Origin of the sequence: Niameybacter sp. (assembly GCF_036655075.1) — a bacterium.
Lineage (GTDB): Bacteria > Bacillota > Clostridia > Lachnospirales > Cellulosilyticaceae > Holtiella.
Genome location: NZ_JAVVQU010000025.1, coordinates 21,365 through 45,308 on the forward strand (window position 1 = coordinate 21,365; position 23,944 = coordinate 45,308).

The window sequence follows — 23,944 nt, forward strand, 5'->3', positions numbered from 1 at the left end:
TCAAAAAACCTAAATCTTACGATTTAGGTTTTTTTGTCGTTCTAGCCAGTAATTGTATTGTATTTCTCCCCTTCAGCCTATCTCTTACTGCTCCTTCATCTCTTCTCCAGAAGGTAAAACACATCCCTACGCATAGGGTTAAATAAAAAGTAATCATTCTCCATACAAGAATAGACACATTTAACACATTCGGTGGAAAGAATAACTTGAAGAAGGTAAAGAAACTAACTTCTGCACCACCTGCTGCACCTGGCAAAGGAATAAAACTAGAAATCATCAATACAAAAGCTTGCGCAGCTATTACAGAACTTACTGACCCTTGTAAGTGGAATCCTTTTAAAATAAAATATGGAACTAAGAAATATGCTGTAAGTTGTATGGTAGAACAAATCATCATATAAAAAATCATTTTTTTATTTTGCTTCATCCATTTAAAGCTTTCATAAAAACTATTAAACTCTCTTCTTACATAATGCTTTTTCTCTTCAACATGCTTTATCCATCCAAACTTGCCTAGCCTATCAATTATTTTACATGTCCATTTAACTGTACCTGTTTTAGAATATCCTATAGAAAGTAACCCTACCACAACAACTGTATTGACAGCAAATCCAACAAACACCATGTAAGTAAACCCATTTATAGTGCCAACAAACTCTTTAAGCTTAAAACTTAATACTGCTAACGAATATAACGTAAGTACCAATTGATATACAATAAATTTCGTAAGTAAACAGCAACTAGCTATTCCAAAAGGTACGCCTGTCTTAGCCATATGCAAAGCTTGCATCGGTTGTCCACCACTTGAAAAAGGTGTTACACAGTTAAAAAACTGTCCAATCATTGTTGTTTTCACCGTATCTTTAAACTTTTGCCTGTCATGTAGCTTGGAGGTCACCATATGCAAAGTGATACTCTCCAATGTCCAGTACGCCACCATTAATAAAATAGTGGCTACTATCCATCGTCCATCAGTTTTACTCACTATAGTTAACAGGTTACTTTTTTCTTTATAACTGACATATCCTATGATGCTGATGAGCGAAATTAAAATAATAATCAGATTTCTTTTTTTTATTTTCATTATCCTACAAACCTATTCAATAAGTTTTTTATTTTTATTGGTTTAGTATCATCTAAAATTTGGTTATAGAATTCCTCCCACATACTTAAAACATGGTCATGGTGATAAAACTCATGCCCCTTCCATGCTGCTGAGCATGCCTTTTGGTAGTAGCATTCATCCTCGGATAATCGCTCTAAGATTTGTTTGAATTCTTCTATATTACTTCCTCGCAGATAAAAATCGAATAAGATATTCTTGTAAATATCAATGTCGCGCAGCAAAATAGGTGTCCTACAATTCATAGACTCTAAAATGGTCATTGGGAATAATTCTTCAAAAGATGGTAAAAACATAACATCTCCAAGATTATAAACTTCATTCATTAGTTCTCTTTCAATAATCCCTAGAAATTTAAGATTTTCTGGAGGATTCTCTACTACCTCTTTAATTTCTTTGTATCCATCTGTCATCTTTCCAAAAGAAAATCCACCTGCCCATACAAATTGCATATGAGGCATTTCTTTTGCAATTCGTATAAAGTCAAAAATTCCTTTTCTCGTTTGAAGTTGTCCTACGCATACTACTGTAAATTTATTCTTATCTAATTTATACTTTTCACGAAGTCCCGCTTTGTTAGATTTCTCTATTGGGTAAAACTGTTTATCACAAACGAAATTCGGAATATATGTTACCTTATCTGGATCAACCCCATAAGCTGCTAGCCTTTCAATAAAATATGGATTAACCGTTACAAGATAGTCCATACTCTTATAAAACTGAATCAAATATTTATAGAAAACTTTTTTACATACCTTTGGCAACTGCAAGCTTGTATCCACTGTCTCTGGTAAGAAATGAACGTAACCTACTGTTACCCCATTCATCTTTGCAAATGGAATAGATAAAAAATATCTCAAGTTAACTGTGTGATAATGCGTTATATCTGCATCTGGCCACTTATTCTCGGTTATAACAAATTGCTCCTTTAATCCACTTCGTACAAGACTTACTTGTTCATCATAAGCAGAAAGTACGCCTTGACCCTTTACTTTTGCCGCCTGTGAAAGCATATCAATTTTATAAATCATCTTAATCCCCCGTTCATTTTTTAAGCTTTAACATGATGTCTTATCTTAATTCTAACAAGTAATTATTAAAAATGATGGCTTCAACTCTTAAGCTTTCTTAAATTTTTACTTTATTTATTCTTAATTTTAATAAAATATTTTAATAATTCAACTTTTTAAAGTCTTATAAATGCTTTTTCATGAATAGATCGCATCTACTACATACTTCTATGCCCTTTTCTTCACTAAATCCATATTTTTCATAAAGAGGTAATGCTTTGATTAATACAGAATTTGTTTGAAGGGTGATGATTTTATATCCTAATTGCACAGCTGCCTCTATAGCATTTTCCATAAGCTCTCTTCCTATTCCTTGACCTTGAAAACTAGGCAACAAATACATTTTCCGTAATTCACATTCATTTTCATCCATTTTAAATACACCAACAGATCCTATAATTTCCCCTTCTGCTTCAACGACTTGAAACCATCCATTGTTATTTATATAATAGTATTCCAAGTCTGTAACATCTAAGTCCGCCTCTTTAGGATTAAGTTCAAGTCCATAATCTTTTAATACGCTTTCTATAACTTGAAGTACAGCTTCTTCATCTCCTTTTTTTGCGAGTCTATATTTAATCATATTTATTACTCCTTTTTTGATTTTTACTTTGCATCACTTCTAATTTGATCAATTTAACTCTATTATAATACGTAAATATAAATTTTTATCTATAAATAATAAAAAGTACTAGTATATTTTTTCTACTAGCACCTTTTTCATTATTCCCATGATTTCATTCCACTTGGACATTTCATCTAGCTATAAGTGGAATGTTCTCCCCCTATACCTAAATGTCTGTTAGATCATGTTATTTTACCAACAGCATTACTCCAGCCGAAGTGTGCTTGCCTTCTCTTCATGTACTAAGTCAACAATTCCACATATTGAACACAAATATTTACCTCTTCATATAAGTACAAAATAAAAAAGGCATCTCTATTATTTTATTCATCTGCTAAAGAGTAGTGGCTGTCTCATACCACTTTGGTACAGTTCTTTCAAAGTAATCATAGTCTTCAAGTGCTTCAAAGCAACGTTTTTTCATTCCCTCTACTTCCTCTTGCCCAAACTTTTCAGCCCATACAATAGAATGTAGCGCTGCATGTGCTACATAAACAGAAAGTACCTTCCAAAATAACTCCGTTGGCTTACCCTCAAAATAACCATCTATTTGTCCCTTTGAAAAAGAAATACTCAGTTCTCTTGCAAAACTTTGAATTTTATAAAACTCCTCATATTGATCTCCATACTTCCATCTATTAAAGTCAATAATCCCAAGCTTATTATCAGGTGTTAAAATCATATTCCCAGGATGAAAATCGCCATGTAAATAAACAGATGGATAAGGGTTGAGTAAATGTATGTTTTCTTCTACAAAAGCTATAATAGGCTCATCATTTGGAATACGATTCGGACTTAACTTATATTTTGCTATCCCCCCTAATTTCCTTTCTTTTCTATCTTGTAGATGTCTATCTTCTTGTGCTACCTTTATCTGATGAATTTTCTTAAGCAACTTTCCTGCATCCACACCTAATGCATACTGCTTATCTTCTGACAAATTTGCGAGACATTCATTAAGTGATTGTCCCTCAACCCAAGTCAAAACCATATAGACAAACTGATTATGTTGACATTTACCAAATTCAATAGCTCTGGACATGGGTGCATCTATTCTATTTACCTTCTGCAAAAACTGATACTCCTTCTCCTTTGCTTCATACTGTGTAGCCTCTGCTATACGCACCAAGAACTTTCTATTTTCATTATTCTCTACATAATATTTTCTATCTTGAGACCACCCCTTGTTAATTTGCTCAATCTTAGTCCACTTAGAAAAATCTGGTATATCTCGTAGCACTTCATACATGTTTTCCCCTCCTTTATCATTCATCTATTCTTCACCTGATTGTAGCTAAGTTTTTATATTTCTTTAGTTTATAGACTATTATATAAAATTAAAACTTTATTTTCAATCCTATACTTTTGACATAACACGCTTACTACGTGCTATCTGTCATTGTAGATTGCACGATTCAAAGGCACTAGAATATAAAAAAAGGTACTGATGCTTACGTTCAGTACCTTGTCTTGTTTACATTTTTCATTTTAGAGTCTTATTGCTCTCTGAGTTTTGCTCCGATAACAGTTTCAAGACCATTTAAAATTTTCTTCATTGATTTTTGAATTTCTTCATCTGTAAGCGTATGATCTGGTGATCTAAATACTAAGTTGTAGGCTACAGATTTGAATCCTTCTTCAATTTGTTTCCCTTGGTAAACGTCAAAGAGTTCACAACTTGTAAGTAACTTCCCTGCTCTTTGTTTGATTACTTTTTCAATTTCTCCAACAAGTACATCTGCTTGTACAAGCATTGCAATATCTCTTGTTGTTGCTGGATATTTTGGAAGTGCAGTGTAACTGCGTGCTTTTTCCATATTGTTAAGCATCATCATAAGGTCAAGTTCAGCTACGTAAGTTTTCGCTTCAATGTTGTAGTTTTTCGCTACTTGTGGATGAATTTCTCCAAAGTAACCACAAACTTTTCCACTAATAAGAAGATTTGCTGTACGTCCTGGATGCATAAATGGAAGTTCTGTATTTCTTTCGAAATCTACTTTTTGAACATAAAGGTCTTCTACTAACGCTTCAACAAGTCCTTTAAGTGTATAGAAGTCTACATCTTTACCATATATCCCTACAGTAATCTTTTTGATCTCATTTGGAAGTTCTTGACCTTCCACTTTTTCAAAGACTTTTCCTACTTCATAAAGCATAGCTGTTTCATTTCTACGGTTGTAGTTAGTAGAAAGTGAAGTTAAGATACCATTTAAAGTCGTTGTACGCATGACACTAAAGTCTTCCCCTAATGGGTTAGTAATCGTTAATACATCTCTAAGTGCGCTGTCCATTGGAATACAAAGTTTATCTAATGCTTTTGGACTTTCAAAGGTGTAAGTCACCGCCCCATGTACACCGTATCTACTCATTAAGTTACGAATTTCTGTAACTGTTTCTTGTTCGAAGTTTTTATGACCAACAGTTGGTTTACCTCTTTCAAGTGTTACTTCAATTTTATCATAGCCATATAGTCTTGCTACTTCTTCTGCAAGGTCAGCCATCATAGTGATATCTGATCTGAATGTTGGAAGTTTAACTGTTTTAGTTTCTGTGTTTACTTCAAATTCAAGACTTTCGAAGTATGCTTTCATTTCTTCTTCTGTTACTTTTGTACCAAGGTAGTTGTTGATCCATGCTAAATCGTATGGAATAGTAATGCTTTCACGTTTTACAGGGTATACATCAATGATACCTGCTACAACTTCACCAGCATTTGTCATATTGATAAGTTGAGCTGCACGCTCAATTGCATCTGTAATGTTGTTTGGATCAAGTCCTTTAACATATTTTTTAGAAGAATCACTGCTAACTCCAAGTTTCTTAGAAGTTTGACGTACATTGTAACCGTTGAAGTTTGCACATTCAAAAAGAATTGTTGTTGTTTCTTCTGTTACTTTTGTATCCTCACCACCCATTACACCTGCAATAGCAACTGGTTTTGCTTCATCTGCAATCACAAGCATTGTACTATCAAGCTCTACCTCATCACCAAATAAAGTGACCATTTTTTCTCCATCACGTGCATTACGTACAATGATGTGGTGACCTTGAAGTTTGTTGTAGTCAAATGCATGCATTGGTTGACCAAATTCAAGAAGCATGTAGTTTGTAATATCTACAATGTTATTAATTGGTCTAAGACCTGCTGATAAAAGTCTGTCTTTAAGCCATTTTGGTGATTGGCCTACTTTTACATTTTTAATAATACGTGCTGCATATCTTGGACAAAGTGTTTCGTTTTCGATTGTCACTTTTGCTAAGTCCGTTGCATTACCAGATACTTCTTCTACAGTTATTTCTGGGTATTTGAAAGGTTTCTTGAAAGTAGCTGCCGCTTCTCTTGCGATTCCTAAAATACTGAAACAATCTGCTCTATTTGAAGTAATTTCATATTCTACAACTTCTTCACCAAGACCAAAGTATGGTTTTACATCTGCCCCCAGTTCAATCGGTTGGTTGAAAATGTATACACCATCTTCTGGAGCATCTTCAAAGTCACTTGTAGCAAATCCAAGTTCTTCTACTGAACAGAACATCCCTTGTGATTCTACACCGCGAAGTTTTCCTGTTTTGATTTTAAGCCCACCAGCAAGTGTTGCCCCATCTAGTGATACCGGTACAACATCTCCTGTATTGACGTTTGTTGCCGCTGTAACGATTTGGATAGTTGCTTCCGCTCCAATATCTACTTGCATAACACGAAGTTTGTCCGCATCTGGATGTCCTTGTGTATCAATAATTTTCCCCGCAACAACTTTAGTGATTTCTTCTCCACTCACTTCTACTGTTTCAACTTTTGAACCAGACATTGTCATTGCATCTATATAAGTGTTTACATCTACATCAATATCTACATATTGTTTTAACCAAGACATAGGTATGTTCATTTTTTCAACTTCCTTTCTGATCTATCAATTTATATGCTTGCTACTTAGAACTGTGATAAGAATCTCACATCGTTTTCGTAGAATAATCTTAAATCATTAATATCGTATTTGAGCATTGTTAAACGCTCAAGTCCCATACCAAATGCGAATCCTTGATATTCAGTTGGGTCAATGCCAGCCATTTCAAGTACTTTAGGATGAACCATACCACAACCTAAAATTTCAATCCAACCTGAACCTTTACATACGTTACAGCCTTTACCTCCACACATTACACAGCTTACGTCCACTTCAGCACTTGGCTCTGTGAATGGGAAATAGTGAGGTCTAAATTTAACTTGGACTTTATCTCCAAAGAATTTCTTAGCGAATTCCGCAAGAACCCCTTTAAGATCACCAAATGTAATATTTTTGTCGATAACCAAACCTTCAATTTGGTGGAATACTGGTGAGTGTGTTGCATCTGATTCATCAGAACGGTATACACGACCTGGTGCTATCATACGAATTGGAAGTTCTTGACTTTCCATAGTGTGTACTTGTACTGGTGATGTAGCTGTACGAAGTACTAAGTTGTTTGTAAAGTAGAAAGTATCTTGCTCATCACGTGCTGGATGCTCTTCACCTAGGTTAAGGGCATCGAAGTTGTAGTACGCCGTTTCTACTTCACGACCATCTACGATTTCATAACCCATACCCATGAAAATGCTTTCAACTGCTTCAAGTGTTTTATGAAGTGGGTGCATATGACCTTTGTTCATTTTCTTACCCGGCATTGTGATGTCGATAACTTCTTCTTTAAGTTTTTGGTTTTCAGCTTCACTTTCAAGACCTTCTTTTTTATCTCCTAAAGCTGTTTCTAATGCTTCACGTACCTCATTTGCCATTTGACCTACAACTGGTCTTTCCTCAGCTGTTAAATCCTTCATACCTCTAAGAACGGCTGTAAGCTCACCTTTTTTACCTAAGTATTGCACTCTTAAGTCTTCTACTTGTTTAAGGTCACTTGCATCTTGTATTGCGCTTAAAGCGACTTGTTGAATTTGCTCTAATTTTTCTTTCACTTTTCTTACTCCTTTCTGGACTTTAAAATGACACCTTTTTATAATTTGAGACAATAAAAAAAGCTCCATCCCTCCTAAAAGGGACGAAGCTTGACTCCGCGGTACCACCCAAATTTTTATACATAGTATAAACACTTATATAGCTATAACGCGCAACCGATACTTCCTACCTTCAGTTTCAACCTTTGCTGAATCTAACTTCAAAAGTACTGCTCCAATGTGAAATTCACTTTTCTCAGAGCCAAAAGGTGCTTACAGCCGGTGACACCTTCTCTCTTATGGTTGAAAAAAAGCTACTTTGCATTTTCCTAGCATTTTAATTATATATTCATTATTGTACTATACATTTCCCCCTTGTCAAGTCAAAAAGTTTTTCTTCCATAGCCATACTCACTTCCATTAAAAGGATAAGACTTTCGCCTTCTTCCATCACATTGAACCTAGCAAGTGCATGCCCATTTTGATACCAATTCCAAAACTCGACTAGCCTTTCATAATGGCATGCGATAAGTTCATGCCTTTCCTTAATACTCTCTATCAGCTCGCCATATTTCCCCTCTATTTTATAAGCTCTGATAGCCTCTTCCTCTTTCACGTGATGTATTCCTATAATATTCTCTTTAATAAAGGCTAGACAAATTGACCACATTACCTTATCTACACTTTCATCTTGGACGAGCGAAACCAATTCCTTCTTCAACTCTCTTAAAATACTCTGAATCGTCCAATGTTCCTTTTGAATCATACTTATTTCATCCATATTAGCACCTCGTTTTTATAATGTATCAACATTATTGCCAAATTTTTAGGTTTTTTACACCGAAAGATTGAAACTTGCTTACTCTTGTCAATACTAACGCTTTTTAGTATGATGAATAAGTATGCTTACATGAATGACTGATATTTCTAAGGAGGATTTGCATGCTATCTAAAGGAAATTGTATTGTTGGGCAATCTGGAGGCCCTACTGTTGCTATAAATGCTTCTTTAAGCGGTGTTTTACAAGGGGTATTAGAATCTGATTCCTATAACTCAGTATATGGAATGGTAAATGGTATTGAAGGTTTACTTCAAGGTAAATACCTCAATTTAAGCGAAACTTTTGCCACTCGTGAATCTCTTGATACACTTTCAGTTACACCTGCTATGTTTTTAGGTTCTTGTCGTTTCAAATTACCTCACTACGAAGTAGCTCCTGAGGTTTATGAAATACTTTTCAAATTCTTTACCACCCATAATATAACAAGTGTATTCTATATTGGTGGTAACGACTCTATGGATACTGTTTTGAAACTCTCTTCTTACGCTGAAGCTAACCACTTCCCTATTCGTATTATTGGTATTCCAAAAACAATTGATAACGATTTACCAATGACTGATCACACTCCAGGTTTCGGTAGTGCTGCAAAATTTATTGCAACTACAATGCTGGAAATCGCTCATGATACCTATATCTATAATATTCCATCCGTAACAATCGTTGAGATTATGGGACGTAACGCAGGTTGGTTAACAGCAAGTGCTTCTCTTGCAAGTACTGCTTATTCTACTGCACCAGACCTTATTTACTTACCTGAAGTACCCTTCTCTCTCGAACAATTTGCAAACGATGTACGTGCACTTCAACATGAACGTAAAAATATTATTGTAGCTGTATCTGAAGGGATTAAAGATGCAGATGGAAACTACATTTCAGCAACTGGTACAAGCGTAGATGCTTTTGGTCACAAACAACTTTGTGGGGCTGGTAAAGCACTTGAGAACTACTTAAAAGAGCACATTGGTTGCAAAGTACGTTCTGTCGAGTTAAATGTTACTCAACGTTGTGCCGCTCACGTCGGTTCTAAAAGAGATATTGATGAGAGTATCCAAATTGGTAAAGCTGGTGTACAAGCTGCCCTTGCTGGCGATACTGCAACAATGATGTGCTACAACCGTATAAGTGATATACCTTATAAAATGGAAATCGTATCACACGCCATTGATGGCATTGCAAACAAAGAAAAAGTTATTCCAAGAGCTTGGATTAATGAAGCAGGCAATGATGTCACAGAAGAAATGATTACATACCTTCGCCCATTAATTGAAGGTGAAACTTCTATTGGATACGCCAACGGCCTTCCTATTTACTGTGATATTACACATCTTCATAGCAAACATTTCTTTGAACACTTAGAAGAAAATTAATTCAAATATCATAAAAGGCAATGAGTGCTCCTAGTGAGTGCTCATTGCCTTTTTGTGATACTGCTTCTATTCTAATATTTTGAACTGCTCTACACCCTTGGTGGTGAGATGTTTATAACTTACTACTATCATAACTACAACTACTAATGTACTTAAGACCAACTTCATATCCTGATGTAATCCAGGTATTAAGATAATGATGATACTCGGAATAACTAAGCTCAATAAACCTATAACCATAGCAATCATTGTTGCTGCACCTTGTTTGATGACCTGTACTTCACTTGTCCAATCTAGCCTAGGATATTTAATGTTGATGATTAGTCCCATAATGCCCATCAAAATGCTATAAGCACTTGGGAGTACAAAGATAAGCACGCTTTGTATCAAGTTTAATTGAAATACTACTATAATAATAATACCGCTCATTAGTACTGCTGGAAGGGTAACTGTCAGTTGTACTAATATCTTACTGATGAAAATTTCCTCTATTTTAATAGGCAAAGACTTTAAAATCCATAAGTTCTTGCCTTCTAAGGAAATAGCAGATGCTGTCGTACATGTTAAAATCATAAATAATGACATAGCAAGTGGGGCAAACTGCCCAAGATATATGTCTACATTAGGAATACCTAACATACTCTCTAGTTGAGAAATATCTACTACACATAAGCCTACAGCTGCAACTAAAAGCATTACACCTCCAATGGCCGTATTCATTACATAAAGTGTAGAACTTATATAACGTCTAATTTCTTTTTGATAAAGTCCCATCAATGATGATTTGCCCTTTAACTCACCTAATCTATAGACTCTATGAGCACTTGCTGACATCAGTCCAGTTTGGATGGTCTTATACTTACTACCTAAGAGAATAGCAAATAGAATAAAACTTCCTAAAGATAAACCTATAAAGCTTAAAAACCGCCCTATATTATTTCCACAAACACCTACGCCATAGACTAATGCTAATGGATATACCTTTTGTATAAAGGACTGCATCATTTCCCCTAACAGATCTACATGCTCTAATAAGTTCTCTGACACCTGTCCAATTGTCCCTGTAGCTGCAAAAATAGCAACAACAACTAACATAGAGATGATAATGCTCACTATACTCGTATGTCTAAACCTAGAGGCTATAGCTGTAATAATGGTTCCGATCACTGCCCCTGCTATAATTGGGATTAATGGAACACATATAAGACTTATAATGTATTTTACCCAAAAGATTAGGCTTCCCTCCACCATCACACTATAGAGCACACCTGCCGGAAGCATAATGACACATAAAAACAAGAAATTCATACTATACAACCAAATCATACGACTGGCTACAATATAAGATGTTGGAATAGGCAAAGCCATAAGTGTGTCATAGTCTTTAACTCCAAAAAGTGTCCCACTTACTTTGTAAATAGTTGTTATAAATAAGAAAAGGCTTGTTAGTGTCATCACCAGTGGCAAATACAATGTCTCCATTTTCCACTGTACTAAATTAATTAGAAGTGCTCCATTATAGACAATAGACATACATAAACACAGAATTCCAATGAGCAAAAAGCCAACAGCCATTCCTAGCATTTTTCTTTTCTTATTGGCATCATGCTCATGAAGCATCTTGTTGATGCCTCCTGTAGATAGTAATTGAACTTTAACTAAATACCATACTTTACTCATGACGAATCAACTCCATAAATAGGTCTTCTAAACTTTGGCTACCCTTTACCTCTTCTGTCTCACCACAAGCCACCAACTGACCTTGTTTAATAATGGCTATTTTATTGCATAACTTTTCAACCACTTCTAACACATGTGTAGAAAAGAATATAGCACCTCCATTTTCACACATTTCTTTCATAAGTTGCTTCAAAGTATGTGCCGCCTTAGGATCAAGACCAACAAAAGGTTCATCTAAAATGAGTAGTTTGGGTTTGTGCATAAATGCTGCAATAATTGCTAACTTCTGCTTCATTCCATGTGAATAGGAAGAAATCAAATCACCTAAACTTCCTGTAAGTTCAAATAAATCTCCATATTTTTGAATACGACTTTGTCTATCTGCTTGGCTAATTCCATAAATATCTGCAACAAAGCTTAAATACTGTATTCCTGTTAGATGCTCATATAAGTCTGGGTTATCTGGTATGTAGGCAAGTTTAGATTTGCAACCTAGTGGGTCTTTCTTAATAGACATGCCATCTATTTCTATTTCCCCTTCTTCAAAGTCAAGAATGCCAACAACCGCCTTTAATGTAGTTGTTTTACCTGCTCCATTATGACCAATAAATCCATATAAATCTCCCTTGTTTACTTGTATGGTTAAATCGTCTACTGCCTTTTTACCGCCTTTATAGCTCTTTGTAAAATGCTTAATACTTAACATACTAGTCATCCCTCTCCTCATATTCCCTTTGTTTTCTATACATCCACACTTAATTACTTACACCCTACTTACTTGATTTTTTTATTAATTTAGTATATACTACCATTAGACATTTAGATACTTATCTAATTAACTAATATTATAAATACTCTTTATTTTAATGTCAATACTATTCAGAAACAGAGGTACCCTTATGAATGATCTTTTTAAAGCGCTGTCAGATCCTTCTAGACGGAAAATGATTCAACTACTGAAAAATGGTGACCTATCTGCAGGTCAGATTGCAGACAACTTTGATATGGCTAAACCATCCATTAGCCATCACTTAAATTTACTCAAGCAAGCTGGTCTTGTAACATCTGAAAAGCAGGGGCAAAATGTCATTTACTCATTAAATACAACAACACTTCAAGATGCACTTACGTTTTTCTTTGATCTTATTAATAAGGAGGATATGAATGATGAAAACTAAAAATCCTATTATCAAAAGTATATTAATCCTAGCAGTAGTCTCTATTTTAGCTACACTCTATTTCTATAATCAATTACCTACTGAAGTTCCTATCCACTTCAATTATGCTGGTACGCCCGATGGTTATGGTCCTCGCATCTTTGTATTTTTCACTGCTGCTTTACCTATTCTTATGCTAGGCTTCTTAAAGGTAGTCCCCAAATTAGACCCTAAGGGAGATGCCTATGTTAAACATGCTAAGGTCTACAATATCTTTATTATTTTTCTTATAATAATGTTGCTTGCCTTACACTGGGTAACAATGAGCATTTCACTTGGAGTTAGCCTTTCTATCAACAAAATTACACCTCCACTCATCGGTCTTTTATTTATTGTCATTGGAAATTATATGCCACAAATCAAACAAAACTACACCTTTGGGATTAAGTTGCCTTGGACCTACAATGATGAAGACAATTGGCGTGCTACACATCGTATGGGTGGCTATTGTTATGTTTTATCTGGTATTTGCTTCATTATTAGTGGTTTTGCACCTACAGGTTGCGTAGCCTTTATGAGTGTGATTGCTCTGGGGTGCTTATTACTTCCTATGATTTATTCTTATTTCTATTTTAGAAAACACACCGTTAAGAAACATTAATATGCAAATATTATTTTATAAACTTGCATATTACATATAATGATTGGTATAACATTCTATAAGCTTGCATAAAAGCCTCTTTTTGTTAAAAGGCCTTTAATGCAAGCTTTTACTTCAATATGTAACTTGTCTCCCGTTGACATTCAAGATTTGCTCATTGTACAATGAGCATATAAAAGGTAAAATAGGGTTATAAAAGGAGGTTTGTACTATGATTATTGTTATGAAACATACTGCATCATCAGATGATATCAATAGCGCTGTGAAACAAATAGAAAATGCTGGCTTATCAGCTCATATTTCTCAAGGTACTGTTGTAACCATTATCGGTGTTGTTGGAGATAAATCTTTATTAAGTAGTGACTGCCTTTGTTCATTGAATGGAGTAGATAAAATCGTGCCTGTAACTGAGACTTATAAATTAGCTAATCTTAAATTTCATCCTGAACCAACACAAGTGAAACTTGGTAACTGTACGGTGGGTAGTAAACAACTTATTGTAATGGCTGGACCTTGTGCCATTGAAAGCCGTGAGCAACTTTTCGAATCTGCCGACGCTGTTTATGCAGGTGGGGCAACCGTATTACGTGGTGGCGCTTATAAACCACGTACTTCTCCTTACTCTTTCCAAGGTTTAGAAGAAGAAGGTCTAAAATACATGCAAGAAGCCAGAGAAAAAACTGGTCTTTCTATTGTTTGTGAGGTCACAAGCATTAGTGCAGTAGAAACAGCTGTTAACTATGTAGATATTCTTCAAGTAGGTGCACGTAATATGCAAAACTTTGAACTTTTAAAAGCTGTGGGTAAAACAAACTTACCTGTACTTTTAAAACGTGGTTTATCTGCAACCATTGATGAATGGCTCAATGCTGCTGAATACATTATGAGTGAAGGGAATCCTAACGTTATCCTTTGTGAACGTGGTATACGTACTTTTGAAACGGCTACACGTAACACTTTAGACATTAGTGCAATCCCTGTCATCAAATCTAAGAGCCACTTACCTATTATTGTTGACCCAAGTCACGCGTGTGGTAAGCGTCCATACATTCCAAGTCTTGCTAAGGCTGCTATTGCTGCTGGTGCAGATGGCCTTATGATTGAGGTACATCCAAATCCAAAGGTAGCCTTATCCGATGGTCCTCAATCTCTTGATCCCCATGACTTCAAGGTATTAATGGATGAACTTCGCCCAATTGCTGAGGCTATGGGTAGAACACTCTAAATGCGTATTGGCATTATCGGTCTTGGACTTATCGGGGGATCAATTGCCAAGACACTCAAAAAGGTTCACGCACAAAATAGCTATATTATTGGCTATGATACAGATTCTATCTCTTGTGCCAAAGCATTAGCTGATGGTGCTATAGACCATATCGCTGTCGAAATAGGTGAAGACTTTTTAGACTGCAATGTTATCTTTATTTGTACACCTGTTTCTTCTATTACAAAAGTAGCATCACAGCTCTTACCTTATGTCTCTAAAGACTGTATCTTAACGGACATAGGCAGTACCAAACAAGCTACTGTAGAAAAACTTGGTCATCTCATTGCCAACAGCCCTAAGAAGTGTTACTTCATCGGTGGCCATCCTATGACCGGCTCTGAGCAATCAGGCTACACAGCATCTACAAGTTACTTATTTGAAAATGCTTACTACATTTTAACACCACTTAAGGGGACACCAGACTTTATCCTCTTTATTATGCAAAAGATGATTGAGCGCCTTGGTGCTATTCCTATTACACTTGAACCAGATTACCATGACTTTGCAACAGCCGCTGTAAGTCATTTACCTCATATTATTGCAAGTAACTTAGTCCATCTCGTGAAAGATAACGATGGAGATGGTCACTTCCTTCATACTTTAGCTGCTGGTGGATTTAAAGATATTACCAGAATTGCCTCTTCAAATCCTACCATTTGGCAAGATATTTGCTTATCCAATAAAGCAAATATCCAAATATGTCTAAAAAAATTCATCTATTCACTTTCTGAATTTTATAACATGCTTGATGTAGAAGAAAGCGACAGCTTATATGACTTTTTTGAAGATGCTAGAAACTATCGTGACTCTTTCCAAGATGGCATCAAGCCAGACATTGCAAAGAGCTATACTATTTTTGTAGATGCCGAAGATGAGCCTGGTATTATTGCTTGTATTGCAACACTCCTTAGTTCTCACAGTATTAACATCAAAGATATTGGCATTGTCAACCATCGTGAATTTTCAAGTGGTGTACTCCGTATTGCTTTTGGACATAAACAAGATATGCAAAAAGCGCATCATTTATTGACCAAACACAACTATACGGTTTATTGCTAAAACTTATCTTACAAAGGAGTTTTGTTATGATTATACAACCTGTAGCCTCTCTAAATGGGACACTTCCTATACCAGGCGATAAGTCTATCTCTCATCGTAGTATTATGTTCGGCAGTATTGCTGAAGGTGAAACACGTATTTATAATTTTTTAATGGGAGATGACTGCCTTTCCACCATCCGTTGCTTCCGTCAACTCGGTGTTGATATCGAAATAGGTCCAGAATCTATAGTCGTAAAAGGTAAAGGCCTCTATGGCCTCACGCCTGCTAATGAAATATTAGATTGTGGCAACAGCGGAACAACAACCCGTCTACTTGCAGGTATTTTGGCAGGTCAGCCCTTTACGTCCACGTTAACAGGCGATGCTTCTATTCAAAAGCGTCCTATGAATCGTATTATGATTCCACTTCAAGAGATGCATGCTAAAATCTCAGGTCAAGAAGAACGTTTTTGTCCTCTTACACTTACTCCAAGCACCTTAACAGGTATTCATTACAACTCACCTGTATCAAGTGCCCAAGTTAAATCCTCTATACTACTCGCTGGCCTATATGCAGATAGTCCAGTTACAGTGTGTGAACCTAGTATTTCAAGAGATCATACAGAACGTATGCTTCAAGCGTTTGGTGTTCATATTGAGCAAGAGGGTAAGTGTGTAACCCTACATCCAGGCAATAAACTCTCTGGACGTGAGGTCATTGTTCCTGGAGATATTTCCTCTGCAGCCTTCTTTATGGTAGCTGGACTTATCGTTCCAAATAGTAAGTTAACCCTAAAAAATGTAGGGATTAACCCAACAAGACGAGGCCTCTTAGATGCCCTTATTCAAATGGGTGGACGTATCACCTGTGTCAATGAAAGAGAACTCTGCGGGGAAGCTGTTTGTGATATGATTGTAGAATCTTCCACTTTAAAAGGTATCACCATAGGTGGCGATATTATTCCAACTATGATTGACGAGATTCCTGCTTTTGCTGTAGCTAGCCTCTTTGCAGAGGGTACAACAATCATCCAAGACGCTAAAGAGTTGCGTGTAAAAGAATCTAACCGAATTGACGCCATGACAGACGAGCTCACTAAGATGGGGGCACATGTTACTGCCAAAGAAGACGGTCTTATTATAGAAGGTGGTCACCCACTCCAGGGTGCTAGCTTCGAAAGCTATCATGACCACCGTATTGCTATGAGTTTAGCTGTTGCCGCTCTTATGGCCTCTTCACCTTCTGAGATTGCAAATAGTGAATGTGTACGCATTTCCTATCCCCACTTCTTTGAAGACTTAAAAGACCTTGCTATGTACGAGTAATCATACATAGCAAGGTTTTTTAAGCAAATCATTATTTATACATTAATAGTCAATGTATTATTCGAAACAAATTTTATATATTTGATTAATACTTTATTTATATGTTATAATTGCACCTGGAGGTGCATTATGAAAAATTATATAAAACTTATTTGCTTCAGCTTCATTTGCCTACTTCTCATTAAACCTATCAATGCCGCTACGTCCTACACACTTGAAGTAAATGAGGTTCCTTATCAAACTAAGGCACCACTTATTGAAAGGAATGATACACTTTATATAAGCCTAAGTGAACTTGCTGATATTTTCTATGCAGATTTAACTATCGAAGGTGAATCTTACTTCTTAAATTTCCAATCTAAAACTTTCAAGCTTCAACCTGAGCTTAGAACTTTCTCTTCTGGTTCTGAGAAATTAATACTTTCTGAGCCTTGCTTTAAGTTAGAAGATACACTCTATGTCCCTATTCACTTTTTGCAGCTCATCCTAGAAGATGGTACTGTAACACTAGAGGATCATACGCTTCAAATTACTACGCCTGTGGCCTATTCCAGAAATAGTGATTCACCTACAGATCATACCTATCTAGAATCCACTTACAATTTAAAGAACTTGCCCAAACACATTGTAAGTCTAAGTACAGGTACGCCTACCGAGATAATTTTAGAATCAGCTATATCTAACAAGCAGTACGTCAGCTTTTTAGACAATACTAACCAAACAAAAGTCCTAGATTATTTAAGGTCACGTTTAGGTCATTCACCCTATAACAATATTCAAGTAACCTATCGTATCCTTAATACCCATACTTATCCTAATCAAATTGTGGATACAGTGACTTTACCTTTAAAAATAGATTTCTACGGAAGTACACTCCAGTTACATTTAGGGAGTGATAAATGGACTTACCCTACTATTTGGTCTACTTTCTATCCTACCTACTCACTAACGGAAATGGATCTTCATAAATCTGTAGATGCGACACTTATGCGTGCGCTCTATGAGTACTATAGAAATAAGCATGACTTGAAAGATGATAAATATTTTAGTCCATTTACACTTATTAGTTCTGAACGCACTAATGAAATGCTACATCAAACTTATAGCCTTTCTTATGCTGATAATGATTTATTAACTGAACATGAAACAACTTATACTATTCGCGTTCAGCGTGTACATCAATCTAGAAAGCTACACTATATTATTGATATAGCCGCTAACTAAAGGTAATAAAAGAGGAGTAGCCACTAATCGCTACTCCTCTTTTATTACTCTAAGATACAAATCGGTCTTTTAATACACCCTGATAATTAATCAAACGTGTTAAAGTTATAAACACTAAATCGTATAGAAGGTCTTCGCCTTTTGCATTAAGGCCTGTACCTGCTTCATTAAGGTAAAGCATTTCATAGTTTGGTAATTGTCTCATCGTATTAAACAAGTCAATAATAGGAATAGGCATACATCCGTTTAATCCTGTTCTATTATTACAAGTCTTAATTTTACTTAGCAATTCATCTAACTCTTTTTCATATGTATCTAAAGAAACAAATGTAGTCTCATTATTCTGAAATCCCTCTATACCTAGCTCAATAAAAACTATATTGGGATGATACGTTAGCACTTTTTTTCTTACGGTTTCACCATACTTCTTAGCTGTTACTTCTTTTAATCTACTATCTCGAAATTGCCAAGATATATTCGGATAATATAGGGGGAAATACTTCTCTAATCTATCTATGTAACGGTCCATTATGCTAGTTCTAGCTTTACCCTAGCCTACTATAGTGGTTTTAATCATGGGTAATTCCTCCACATCTGAACTTCATTCCTACTCTCATTATATAATTTTTATATACACAACACAATATTATCGAGAATTATAAGTATAATGCAAAAAAATAAGTAATAAAAGTTTCCTACACTTTTATTACTTATAAATTTTTATATTTTATTGATCTTATTTATCTAATAGCATTTTATTTACATTCTGTACAATATATTCTCTATCTGTAATTACATCATAAAAACCCTTTCCACAATAGAGACGCTGTATATCCACTGTGCGCATATCACTTAGTTGTAAACGTGTCAACATTCCGTTCTTAAAATTATTGACTGCAATATCTAGTTGAAACTCTGGGTCAGGTGGTAATGAATCTGCTTTTACAGATGTTGTTGGGATAACAACAAACTTACTCTTAAAATACTTAAAAACATAGCACCAATGTCCCCCATAAAGTTCTTTAGGAAATCCCCTTGTTAAATTAAAATAAGCTATCTGATGTACTTTAGGTATATGTTTAGGTCGATAAAATGTCGTTGATGGATCCCCTGTTTGTTTAGGCGTTAGTTCATCATAAAAATAGGATAGCTGCCCTACATGATATTCCAAGTCTGTAACAAATCCCTCGATGTCTGTATAATTTTTAAGCTCTTTTAATGCGTTTGATATTCCATGCATCCTAGCATCGATATCCATTGTTTCCCCCCTCACAAAAAACTCCAATTATTATAATATTCTACCATAATTTCAAAAAAAATTAAAGCTAATTTTAAACTGTTTTCTATTTTTTACCATTTTCTTTTATGATATGAATTTATTATTAAGTAACTACCGCTTAGAACGCTACAAAGAGGTGCAAGGAAATAACTCCTCTACACCTCTTTATAGAATAGAAAATAATACTTTATATCACATAAAGCCAGAAATATTTATGCAGCATAAGTATCTCTGGCTTTGTTATTAATGTTTAAAGTGTCTCATTCCTGTGAAAATCATGGCAATCCCTGCCTCATTACAAGCCTTAATAGAATCCTCATCACGGATTGAACCACCTGGTTGAATGATTGCTGTAATACCAGCTGCAGCCGCTGCCTTCACACAGTCATCGAATGGGAAGAATGCGTCTGAAGCTAATACACTTCCCTTAACACCTTCTGCACCTAAGAATTCATTTCCATGGTCAATCGCTTGTGTTGTTGCCCAAATACGGTTAGTTTGGCCACCACCCATTCCAACTGACATACCCTCTTTAGCAAGAGCGATTCCGTTTGATTTGACATGTTTTACGAGTTTCCATGCAAAGTGTAAGTCATCCATTTCTTGTTCTGAAGGTGTACGATCCGTTACAACTTTAAGTTCATCTTCAACTAAAAGCTCTAAATCTTTTTGTTGAACGATAAGACCACCATCTACTTTTTTCATTGTTACAGCATGTGGGTCAAAATATGAGATGTTTTCAAGTTTCAATACACGAAGGTTTTTCTTAAGCTTGAAGATTTCAAGTGCTTCTTCTTCGTAGTCTGGAGCAATCACAATTTCAAAGAAAATCTTAGACATTTCTTCTGCTGTAGCTTTATCAACAACTTGATTGGTAACAATAATTCCTCCAAAGATAGAAACCGGGTCAGCTTTATAAGCTTTTTGGTAAGCTTCAAGCACATTAACTCCTACACCTACACCACATGGATTGGCATGCTTTACAGCAACCACAGCAGGTTCATTGAATTCACGAAGTAATTCAAGTGCACCATTTGCATCATTAATGTTGTTATAAGAAAGTTCTTTCCCATTTAATTGAACTACATCTGCAAGTGTTCCTTTTGTTTTACCTACTTCTTTGTAGAACGCAGCGCCTTGATGTGGATTTTCTCCATAACGCATATCTTGTACTTTCTCAAATGTCATAGTGAAAGTATTTGGTAAGCTATACTCCCCGCGTTGTTCTCTTAAGTAGTTAGCAATCATTGTATCATAGTTAGCTGTATGTTCAAATACTTTGGTTGCAAGGTAGAAATTTGTCTCAGTACTTACCTTATGATTTGCCTTTAATTCCTCTAATACAACACTATAGTCTGCTGGATCTACAACAACTGTCACATCATGGTTATTCTTTGCTGCTGAACGAAGCATTGTTGGGCCACCGATATCAATGTTTTCAATAGCTTCTGCAAGTGTAACGCCCTTTTTTAGAATAGTCTCTTTGAATGGGTAAAGGTTGACTACAACAAGATCAATATTAGAAAGACCTAATTCTTGCATTTGTTTTTGATGTTCTTCGTTGTCACGAATGTTAAGCACACCTGCATGGATTGCTGGATGAAGTGTTTTTACACGTCCATCTAAACATTCTGGAAAACCTGTTACATCTGAAATCCCAATAACTGGTACCCTTTCATTTTGTAAAGCATTGAAAGTTCCACCTGTTGATATAATTTCTACACCTAATGCTGTAAGTTCTTTTGCAAATGCTACGATACCTGTTTTGTCTGATACACTAATTAATGCTCTCATGTTTTCTCTCCTTTTATATGAATGTTATAATAAATACTTTAATCTATAAGTTTGGGAAAATAAAAAAGACCGCCTGAACGCTACTTGCTACTAAGTAGTGCCCAGACGGTCGACTTTACATTTCTATACTCCCTGCAGTTGATTCTGCTTATCCGTCAGTCATATAGAAACTTTATTCACTTGTATGCCTTAAATGCCTTAGATCACCATTTTGATTGCAAAGAGTACTGCCATAATGTACATGACGATACTTACATCTTTTGCTTTACCTGTAAATACTTTTACTAATACGTAAGAAATACCACCGAATACGATACCTTCTGAAATACTATAAGCAAGAGGCATCATGATAAGTGTTAAGAAGGCTGGAAGCGCTTCTGTAATATCACTAAAGTCTACTTTTACAATACTTTCAAGCATTAATACACCTACCACGATAAGTGCTGGTGCTGTTGCAAATGAAGGAATTGCAATGAAAATTGGAGCTGCGAATAATGCTAAAGCAAAACATGCTGCTGTTGAAAGACCTGTAAGGCCCGTACGTCCACCAGCGATAACCCCTGCACTACTTTCAACAAATGTTGTTACTGTTGAAGTACCAAGAAGGGCACCTGCTGTTGTACCTACTGCATCTGCAAATAATGCATGTTTAACACGTGGTAATTCACCTTTTTCATCTAAGTAGTCAGCTTTTGCTGCTACCCCGATAAGTGTTCCTAATGTATCGAATAAATCTACGAATAAGAATGAGAATACTACGATAATGAAAGTAATAATACTTTCAGCACTTCCGAACACTTCACTCATAGCCGGGAATTTGAATGCTACTTCATTAAGACCACCAAAGATTCCTTCTGCTGCTGCAAAGTTTGGAATAAGTGAGTAAACACCCGCTTCGATATCTACTACGTACCACCCTGTAAGTTCTGCTACAATCCCTAATGCATAAGTTGTAGCAATCCCAATAAGCACTGCACCCGGTACGTTACGTTTCATTAAAACAACGATTAAGATAACACCAACCATACAAAGTACAGCTTGAGGTGTTGTCATATTTCCAAGTGTTAAGAATGTTGCACCATCTGCTACAATGACACCCGCACCTTTAAGTCCGATAAAGGCAATAAACAAACCAATTCCCGCACTTACTGCATATTTCATACACTTTGGAATAGCATTGAAAAGTGCTTCACGTACGTTAAATGCTGTTAAGATAATGAAGATAATACCTTCTACGAATACTGCGAATAAAGCAAATTGCCAACTATGTCCCATTACACCACATACAGTGAATGCAAAGAATGCATTAAGTCCCATACCCGGAGCAAGTGCAAATGGATAGTTTGCTACAAGTGCCATGACTGCTGTTCCTATAACAGATGCAAGAACTGTTGCTACGAATACACCATGTTTATTCATACCCGCTGCACTTAAAATATCCGGGTTAACTGCTAATATGTACGCCATTGTCATGAAAGTTGTAATACCAGCTAAAATTTCTGTTTTTACTGTAGTCTTATTTTCTTTAAGTTTAAAAAATTTCTCCACGATACTTCTCCCTTAAATGTTTATCGTTTATATTTATGTATCAATGTTTACCTTTTATGTGTTACATCCTTATATTACACGAGAACTTTATCTAGGTCAATAGTTTTTTCGAACGTTATTTCATTTAAATTTTGTAATGTTCGATTTTACTCTTTATAACTTTTCTATTTTATCATTTTATTTTCCGAAGAATACAAGCATATATTTGTCCTTTTTTCATATATATGTAGTAGGACATCTTATAATTTTAAAGGAGGGTAACTATGTCTCGTCCCAAGTTTTTGGTCTTTAAACTAAAAGACCTACGTATCCCATTTATTATGTTACTCGTTGCTATTGCCGCTTTTTCTTTCTTCATGTTTACTGGCGGTGATGATGCAACACCAACCTTTGCACCCGATAGCAGCTATGCAGATGGTATGTACATAGCAAGCATTGCTTTTACGGATGCAGATATGGACTTAGTTGTTCAAATCAAAGACAAACTCATCACTTCTATCGCTTTAGAAAGCTTTGATGAAACAGAAAGAACGTTGTATTCTGACTTAAACAACAGCGTCTCTTTTGTCAATGATTATGTCACTTCTACTCAGTCTGTAGAACTTCCAGATCCAAGCAATGTCACTGCATCAACAAGCATTCTAATGGATGCTGTAAAGGTAGCTCTTTCAGAACAAAAAGATGCAACCCTTACTACTACTTACGAAGTACCACTTCTTGAAGCCATTACTGAAGAAGTTTCACAAGACATGGATGAAGCTAAACCTGAAGACGCTTTAGCTGAAGATGTTTTATCTGAAACAATCATCTCTGATGATATGGGCGAAACCGAAGAAGCCACTCCTAGTGATGTGGATTCAATGGAAGAAGCTAACCAAGACTGATAGTGAAAAAATCGCCATAGATAATTTGATTATTATCTATGACGATTTTTTACTTTATAAATCCTTTAAAGTTAACAAATAGTTATAGCTTAGTTTTAGTGAATCTAATTTTGAAGTAATATATTGGT

At 35.6% G+C, this 23,944-nt stretch carries 21 protein-coding genes, 1 riboswitch and 1 other annotated feature; of the genes, 8 read left to right on the forward strand and 13 right to left on the reverse strand.

What is annotated here, in order from left to right; genetic code table 11:
• Positions 1-16: 16 nt before the first annotated feature.
• The 7 genes from RRY75_RS08445 to RRY75_RS08475 all read right to left on the reverse strand — a co-directional run bounded on the left by RRY75_RS08445 (position 17) and on the right by RRY75_RS08475 (position 8,529).
• Positions 17-1,084 carry a lysylphosphatidylglycerol synthase transmembrane domain-containing protein gene (locus RRY75_RS08445; protein ID WP_332527608.1) on the reverse strand — a complete coding sequence of 356 codons (1,068 nt, stop codon included), beginning with the start codon at positions 1,082-1,084 and terminating at the stop codon, positions 17-19.
• The gene (locus tag RRY75_RS08450) at positions 1,084-2,154 is read right to left on the reverse strand and encodes a glycosyltransferase family 4 protein (protein WP_332491323.1); all 1,071 of its coding nucleotides are present in this window, start codon (positions 2,152-2,154) and stop codon (positions 1,084-1,086) included. Before RRY75_RS08450 ends, RRY75_RS08445 begins: the two co-directional genes overlap by 1 nt.
• A gap of 163 nt (positions 2,155-2,317) precedes the next feature.
• Positions 2,318-2,776, reverse strand: a complete 459-nt coding sequence (locus RRY75_RS08455) for a GNAT family N-acetyltransferase (protein WP_332491322.1) — start codon at positions 2,774-2,776, stop codon at positions 2,318-2,320.
• A gap of 376 nt (positions 2,777-3,152) precedes the next feature.
• On the reverse strand, positions 3,153-4,067 hold the full coding sequence (locus RRY75_RS08460; RefSeq protein ID WP_332716364.1) for an aminoglycoside phosphotransferase family protein: 915 nt from the start codon (positions 4,065-4,067) through the stop codon (positions 3,153-3,155).
• A gap of 247 nt (positions 4,068-4,314) precedes the next feature.
• A complete protein-coding gene (pheT, locus tag RRY75_RS08465) occupies positions 4,315-6,705 on the reverse strand; it encodes a phenylalanine--tRNA ligase subunit beta (protein WP_332527609.1) in 2,391 nt (796 codons plus the stop codon).
• Positions 6,706-6,749: 44 nt separating this feature from the next.
• Positions 6,750-7,769: a phenylalanine--tRNA ligase subunit alpha gene (gene pheS / locus RRY75_RS08470; protein ID WP_332491316.1), complete on the reverse strand. Its 1,020-nt coding sequence runs from the start codon at positions 7,767-7,769 to the stop codon at positions 6,750-6,752.
• A 76-nt stretch (positions 7,770-7,845) separates the two neighbouring features.
• Positions 7,846-8,088: a binding site (T-box leader), on the reverse strand.
• Positions 8,089-8,100: 12 nt separating this feature from the next.
• On the reverse strand, positions 8,101-8,529 hold the full coding sequence (locus RRY75_RS08475) for a hypothetical protein (RefSeq protein WP_332491314.1): 429 nt from the start codon (positions 8,527-8,529) through the stop codon (positions 8,101-8,103).
• 161 nt (positions 8,530-8,690) lie between these two features.
• Between RRY75_RS08475 and RRY75_RS08480 the strand changes: the two genes are divergently transcribed.
• Entirely contained in the window at positions 8,691-9,956 is a 1,266-nt protein-coding gene (locus tag RRY75_RS08480) for a 6-phosphofructokinase (protein ID WP_332527610.1), read from the forward strand.
• Positions 9,957-10,022: 66 nt separating this feature from the next.
• Here the strand turns inward: RRY75_RS08480 and RRY75_RS08485 are convergent, their stop codons facing one another.
• Together RRY75_RS08485 and RRY75_RS08490 are read right to left on the reverse strand one after the other, a co-directional pair.
• A complete protein-coding gene (locus RRY75_RS08485; protein WP_332491310.1) occupies positions 10,023-11,636 on the reverse strand; it encodes a hypothetical protein in 1,614 nt (537 codons plus the stop codon).
• Positions 11,629-12,342 (reverse strand): ABC transporter ATP-binding protein, encoded by a 714-nt coding sequence (locus RRY75_RS08490; RefSeq protein WP_334309697.1) that lies wholly within the window; start codon positions 12,340-12,342, stop codon positions 11,629-11,631. The genes RRY75_RS08485 and RRY75_RS08490 overlap by 8 nt, the downstream gene beginning before the upstream one ends.
• Positions 12,343-12,535: 193 nt before the next feature.
• Here RRY75_RS08490 and RRY75_RS08495 point away from each other — a divergent pair, with 193 nt between their 5' ends.
• The 6 genes from RRY75_RS08495 (at position 12,536) to RRY75_RS08520 (ending at position 18,311) form a co-directional block, all read left to right on the forward strand.
• On the forward strand, positions 12,536-12,814 hold the full coding sequence (locus RRY75_RS08495; protein ID WP_332491307.1) for an autorepressor SdpR family transcription factor: 279 nt from the start codon (positions 12,536-12,538) through the stop codon (positions 12,812-12,814).
• Complete coding sequence (locus tag RRY75_RS08500) at positions 12,801-13,454, forward strand: SdpI family protein (protein ID WP_332491305.1); 654 nt, start codon at positions 12,801-12,803, stop codon at positions 13,452-13,454. The genes RRY75_RS08495 and RRY75_RS08500 overlap by 14 nt, the downstream gene beginning before the upstream one ends.
• A 211-nt stretch (positions 13,455-13,665) precedes the next feature.
• Positions 13,666-14,679, forward strand: coding sequence for a 3-deoxy-7-phosphoheptulonate synthase (gene aroF, locus RRY75_RS08505; protein WP_332491303.1), 1,014 nt, complete (start codon positions 13,666-13,668; stop codon positions 14,677-14,679).
• A complete protein-coding gene (locus RRY75_RS08510; RefSeq protein WP_332491301.1) occupies positions 14,680-15,780 on the forward strand; it encodes a prephenate dehydrogenase/arogenate dehydrogenase family protein in 1,101 nt (366 codons plus the stop codon). It abuts the gene before it with no gap.
• Between the two features lie 26 nt (positions 15,781-15,806).
• Complete coding sequence (gene aroA, locus RRY75_RS08515) at positions 15,807-17,087, forward strand: 3-phosphoshikimate 1-carboxyvinyltransferase (RefSeq protein WP_332491299.1); 1,281 nt, start codon at positions 15,807-15,809, stop codon at positions 17,085-17,087.
• A gap of 129 nt (positions 17,088-17,216) precedes the next feature.
• A complete protein-coding gene (locus RRY75_RS08520; RefSeq protein WP_332527611.1) occupies positions 17,217-18,311 on the forward strand; it encodes a hypothetical protein in 1,095 nt (364 codons plus the stop codon).
• A gap of 49 nt (positions 18,312-18,360) precedes the next feature.
• On the opposite strand, the gene RRY75_RS08525 is transcribed toward RRY75_RS08520, so the two are convergent.
• The 4 genes from RRY75_RS08525 to RRY75_RS08540 all read right to left on the reverse strand — a co-directional run bounded on the left by RRY75_RS08525 (position 18,361) and on the right by RRY75_RS08540 (position 22,935).
• Complete coding sequence (locus tag RRY75_RS08525) at positions 18,361-18,840, reverse strand: hypothetical protein (protein WP_332491296.1); 480 nt, start codon at positions 18,838-18,840, stop codon at positions 18,361-18,363.
• 207 nt (positions 18,841-19,047) lie between these two features.
• Entirely contained in the window at positions 19,048-19,569 is a 522-nt protein-coding gene (locus RRY75_RS08530) for a hypothetical protein (protein WP_332491294.1), read from the reverse strand.
• Between the two features lie 264 nt (positions 19,570-19,833).
• Positions 19,834-21,384 (reverse strand): bifunctional phosphoribosylaminoimidazolecarboxamide formyltransferase/IMP cyclohydrolase, encoded by a 1,551-nt coding sequence (gene purH / locus RRY75_RS08535; RefSeq protein ID WP_332527613.1) that lies wholly within the window; start codon positions 21,382-21,384, stop codon positions 19,834-19,836.
• 92 nt (positions 21,385-21,476) lie between these two features.
• Positions 21,477-21,557, reverse strand: a riboswitch (ZMP/ZTP riboswitch).
• A gap of 25 nt (positions 21,558-21,582) precedes the next feature.
• Positions 21,583-22,935, reverse strand: coding sequence for an NCS2 family permease (locus tag RRY75_RS08540; RefSeq protein ID WP_334309696.1), 1,353 nt, complete (start codon positions 22,933-22,935; stop codon positions 21,583-21,585).
• 260 nt (positions 22,936-23,195) lie between these two features.
• Between RRY75_RS08540 and RRY75_RS08545 the strand changes: the two genes are divergently transcribed.
• Positions 23,196-23,816, forward strand: a complete 621-nt coding sequence (locus tag RRY75_RS08545) for a hypothetical protein (RefSeq protein WP_332491288.1) — start codon at positions 23,196-23,198, stop codon at positions 23,814-23,816.
• Positions 23,817-23,944 lie beyond the last annotated feature (128 nt).

Coding starts and splice junctions, on each gene's coding strand:
- RRY75_RS08545 (WP_332491288.1), top strand. CDS start 23,196: ATGTCTCGTCCCAAGTTTTTGGTCTTTAAACTAAAAGACCTACGTATC.
- RRY75_RS08445 (WP_332527608.1), bottom strand. CDS start 1,084: ATGAAAATAAAAAAAAGAAATCTGATTATTATTTTAATTTCGCTCATC.
- RRY75_RS08475 (WP_332491314.1), bottom strand. CDS start 8,529: ATGGATGAAATAAGTATGATTCAAAAGGAACATTGGACGATTCAGAGT.
- RRY75_RS08500 (WP_332491305.1), top strand. CDS start 12,801: ATGATGAAAACTAAAAATCCTATTATCAAAAGTATATTAATCCTAGCA.
- pheT (WP_332527609.1), bottom strand. CDS start 6,705: ATGAACATACCTATGTCTTGGTTAAAACAATATGTAGATATTGATGTA.
- RRY75_RS08530 (WP_332491294.1), bottom strand. CDS start 19,569: ATGGATATCGATGCTAGGATGCATGGAATATCAAACGCATTAAAAGAG.
- purH (WP_332527613.1), bottom strand. CDS start 21,384: ATGAGAGCATTAATTAGTGTATCAGACAAAACAGGTATCGTAGCATTT.
- RRY75_RS08495 (WP_332491307.1), top strand. CDS start 12,536: ATGAATGATCTTTTTAAAGCGCTGTCAGATCCTTCTAGACGGAAAATG.
- RRY75_RS08455 (WP_332491322.1), bottom strand. CDS start 2,776: ATGATTAAATATAGACTCGCAAAAAAAGGAGATGAAGAAGCTGTACTT.
- RRY75_RS08525 (WP_332491296.1), bottom strand. CDS start 18,840: ATGGACCGTTACATAGATAGATTAGAGAAGTATTTCCCCCTATATTAT.
- aroF (WP_332491303.1), top strand. CDS start 13,666: ATGATTATTGTTATGAAACATACTGCATCATCAGATGATATCAATAGC.
- RRY75_RS08490 (WP_334309697.1), bottom strand. CDS start 12,342: ATGTTAAGTATTAAGCATTTTACAAAGAGCTATAAAGGCGGTAAAAAG.
- RRY75_RS08450 (WP_332491323.1), bottom strand. CDS start 2,154: ATGATTTATAAAATTGATATGCTTTCACAGGCGGCAAAAGTAAAGGGT.
- RRY75_RS08520 (WP_332527611.1), top strand. CDS start 17,217: ATGAAAAATTATATAAAACTTATTTGCTTCAGCTTCATTTGCCTACTT.
- RRY75_RS08510 (WP_332491301.1), top strand. CDS start 14,680: ATGCGTATTGGCATTATCGGTCTTGGACTTATCGGGGGATCAATTGCC.
- RRY75_RS08460 (WP_332716364.1), bottom strand. CDS start 4,067: ATGTATGAAGTGCTACGAGATATACCAGATTTTTCTAAGTGGACTAAG.
- RRY75_RS08485 (WP_332491310.1), bottom strand. CDS start 11,636: ATGAGTAAAGTATGGTATTTAGTTAAAGTTCAATTACTATCTACAGGA.
- RRY75_RS08480 (WP_332527610.1), top strand. CDS start 8,691: ATGCTATCTAAAGGAAATTGTATTGTTGGGCAATCTGGAGGCCCTACT.
- aroA (WP_332491299.1), top strand. CDS start 15,807: ATGATTATACAACCTGTAGCCTCTCTAAATGGGACACTTCCTATACCA.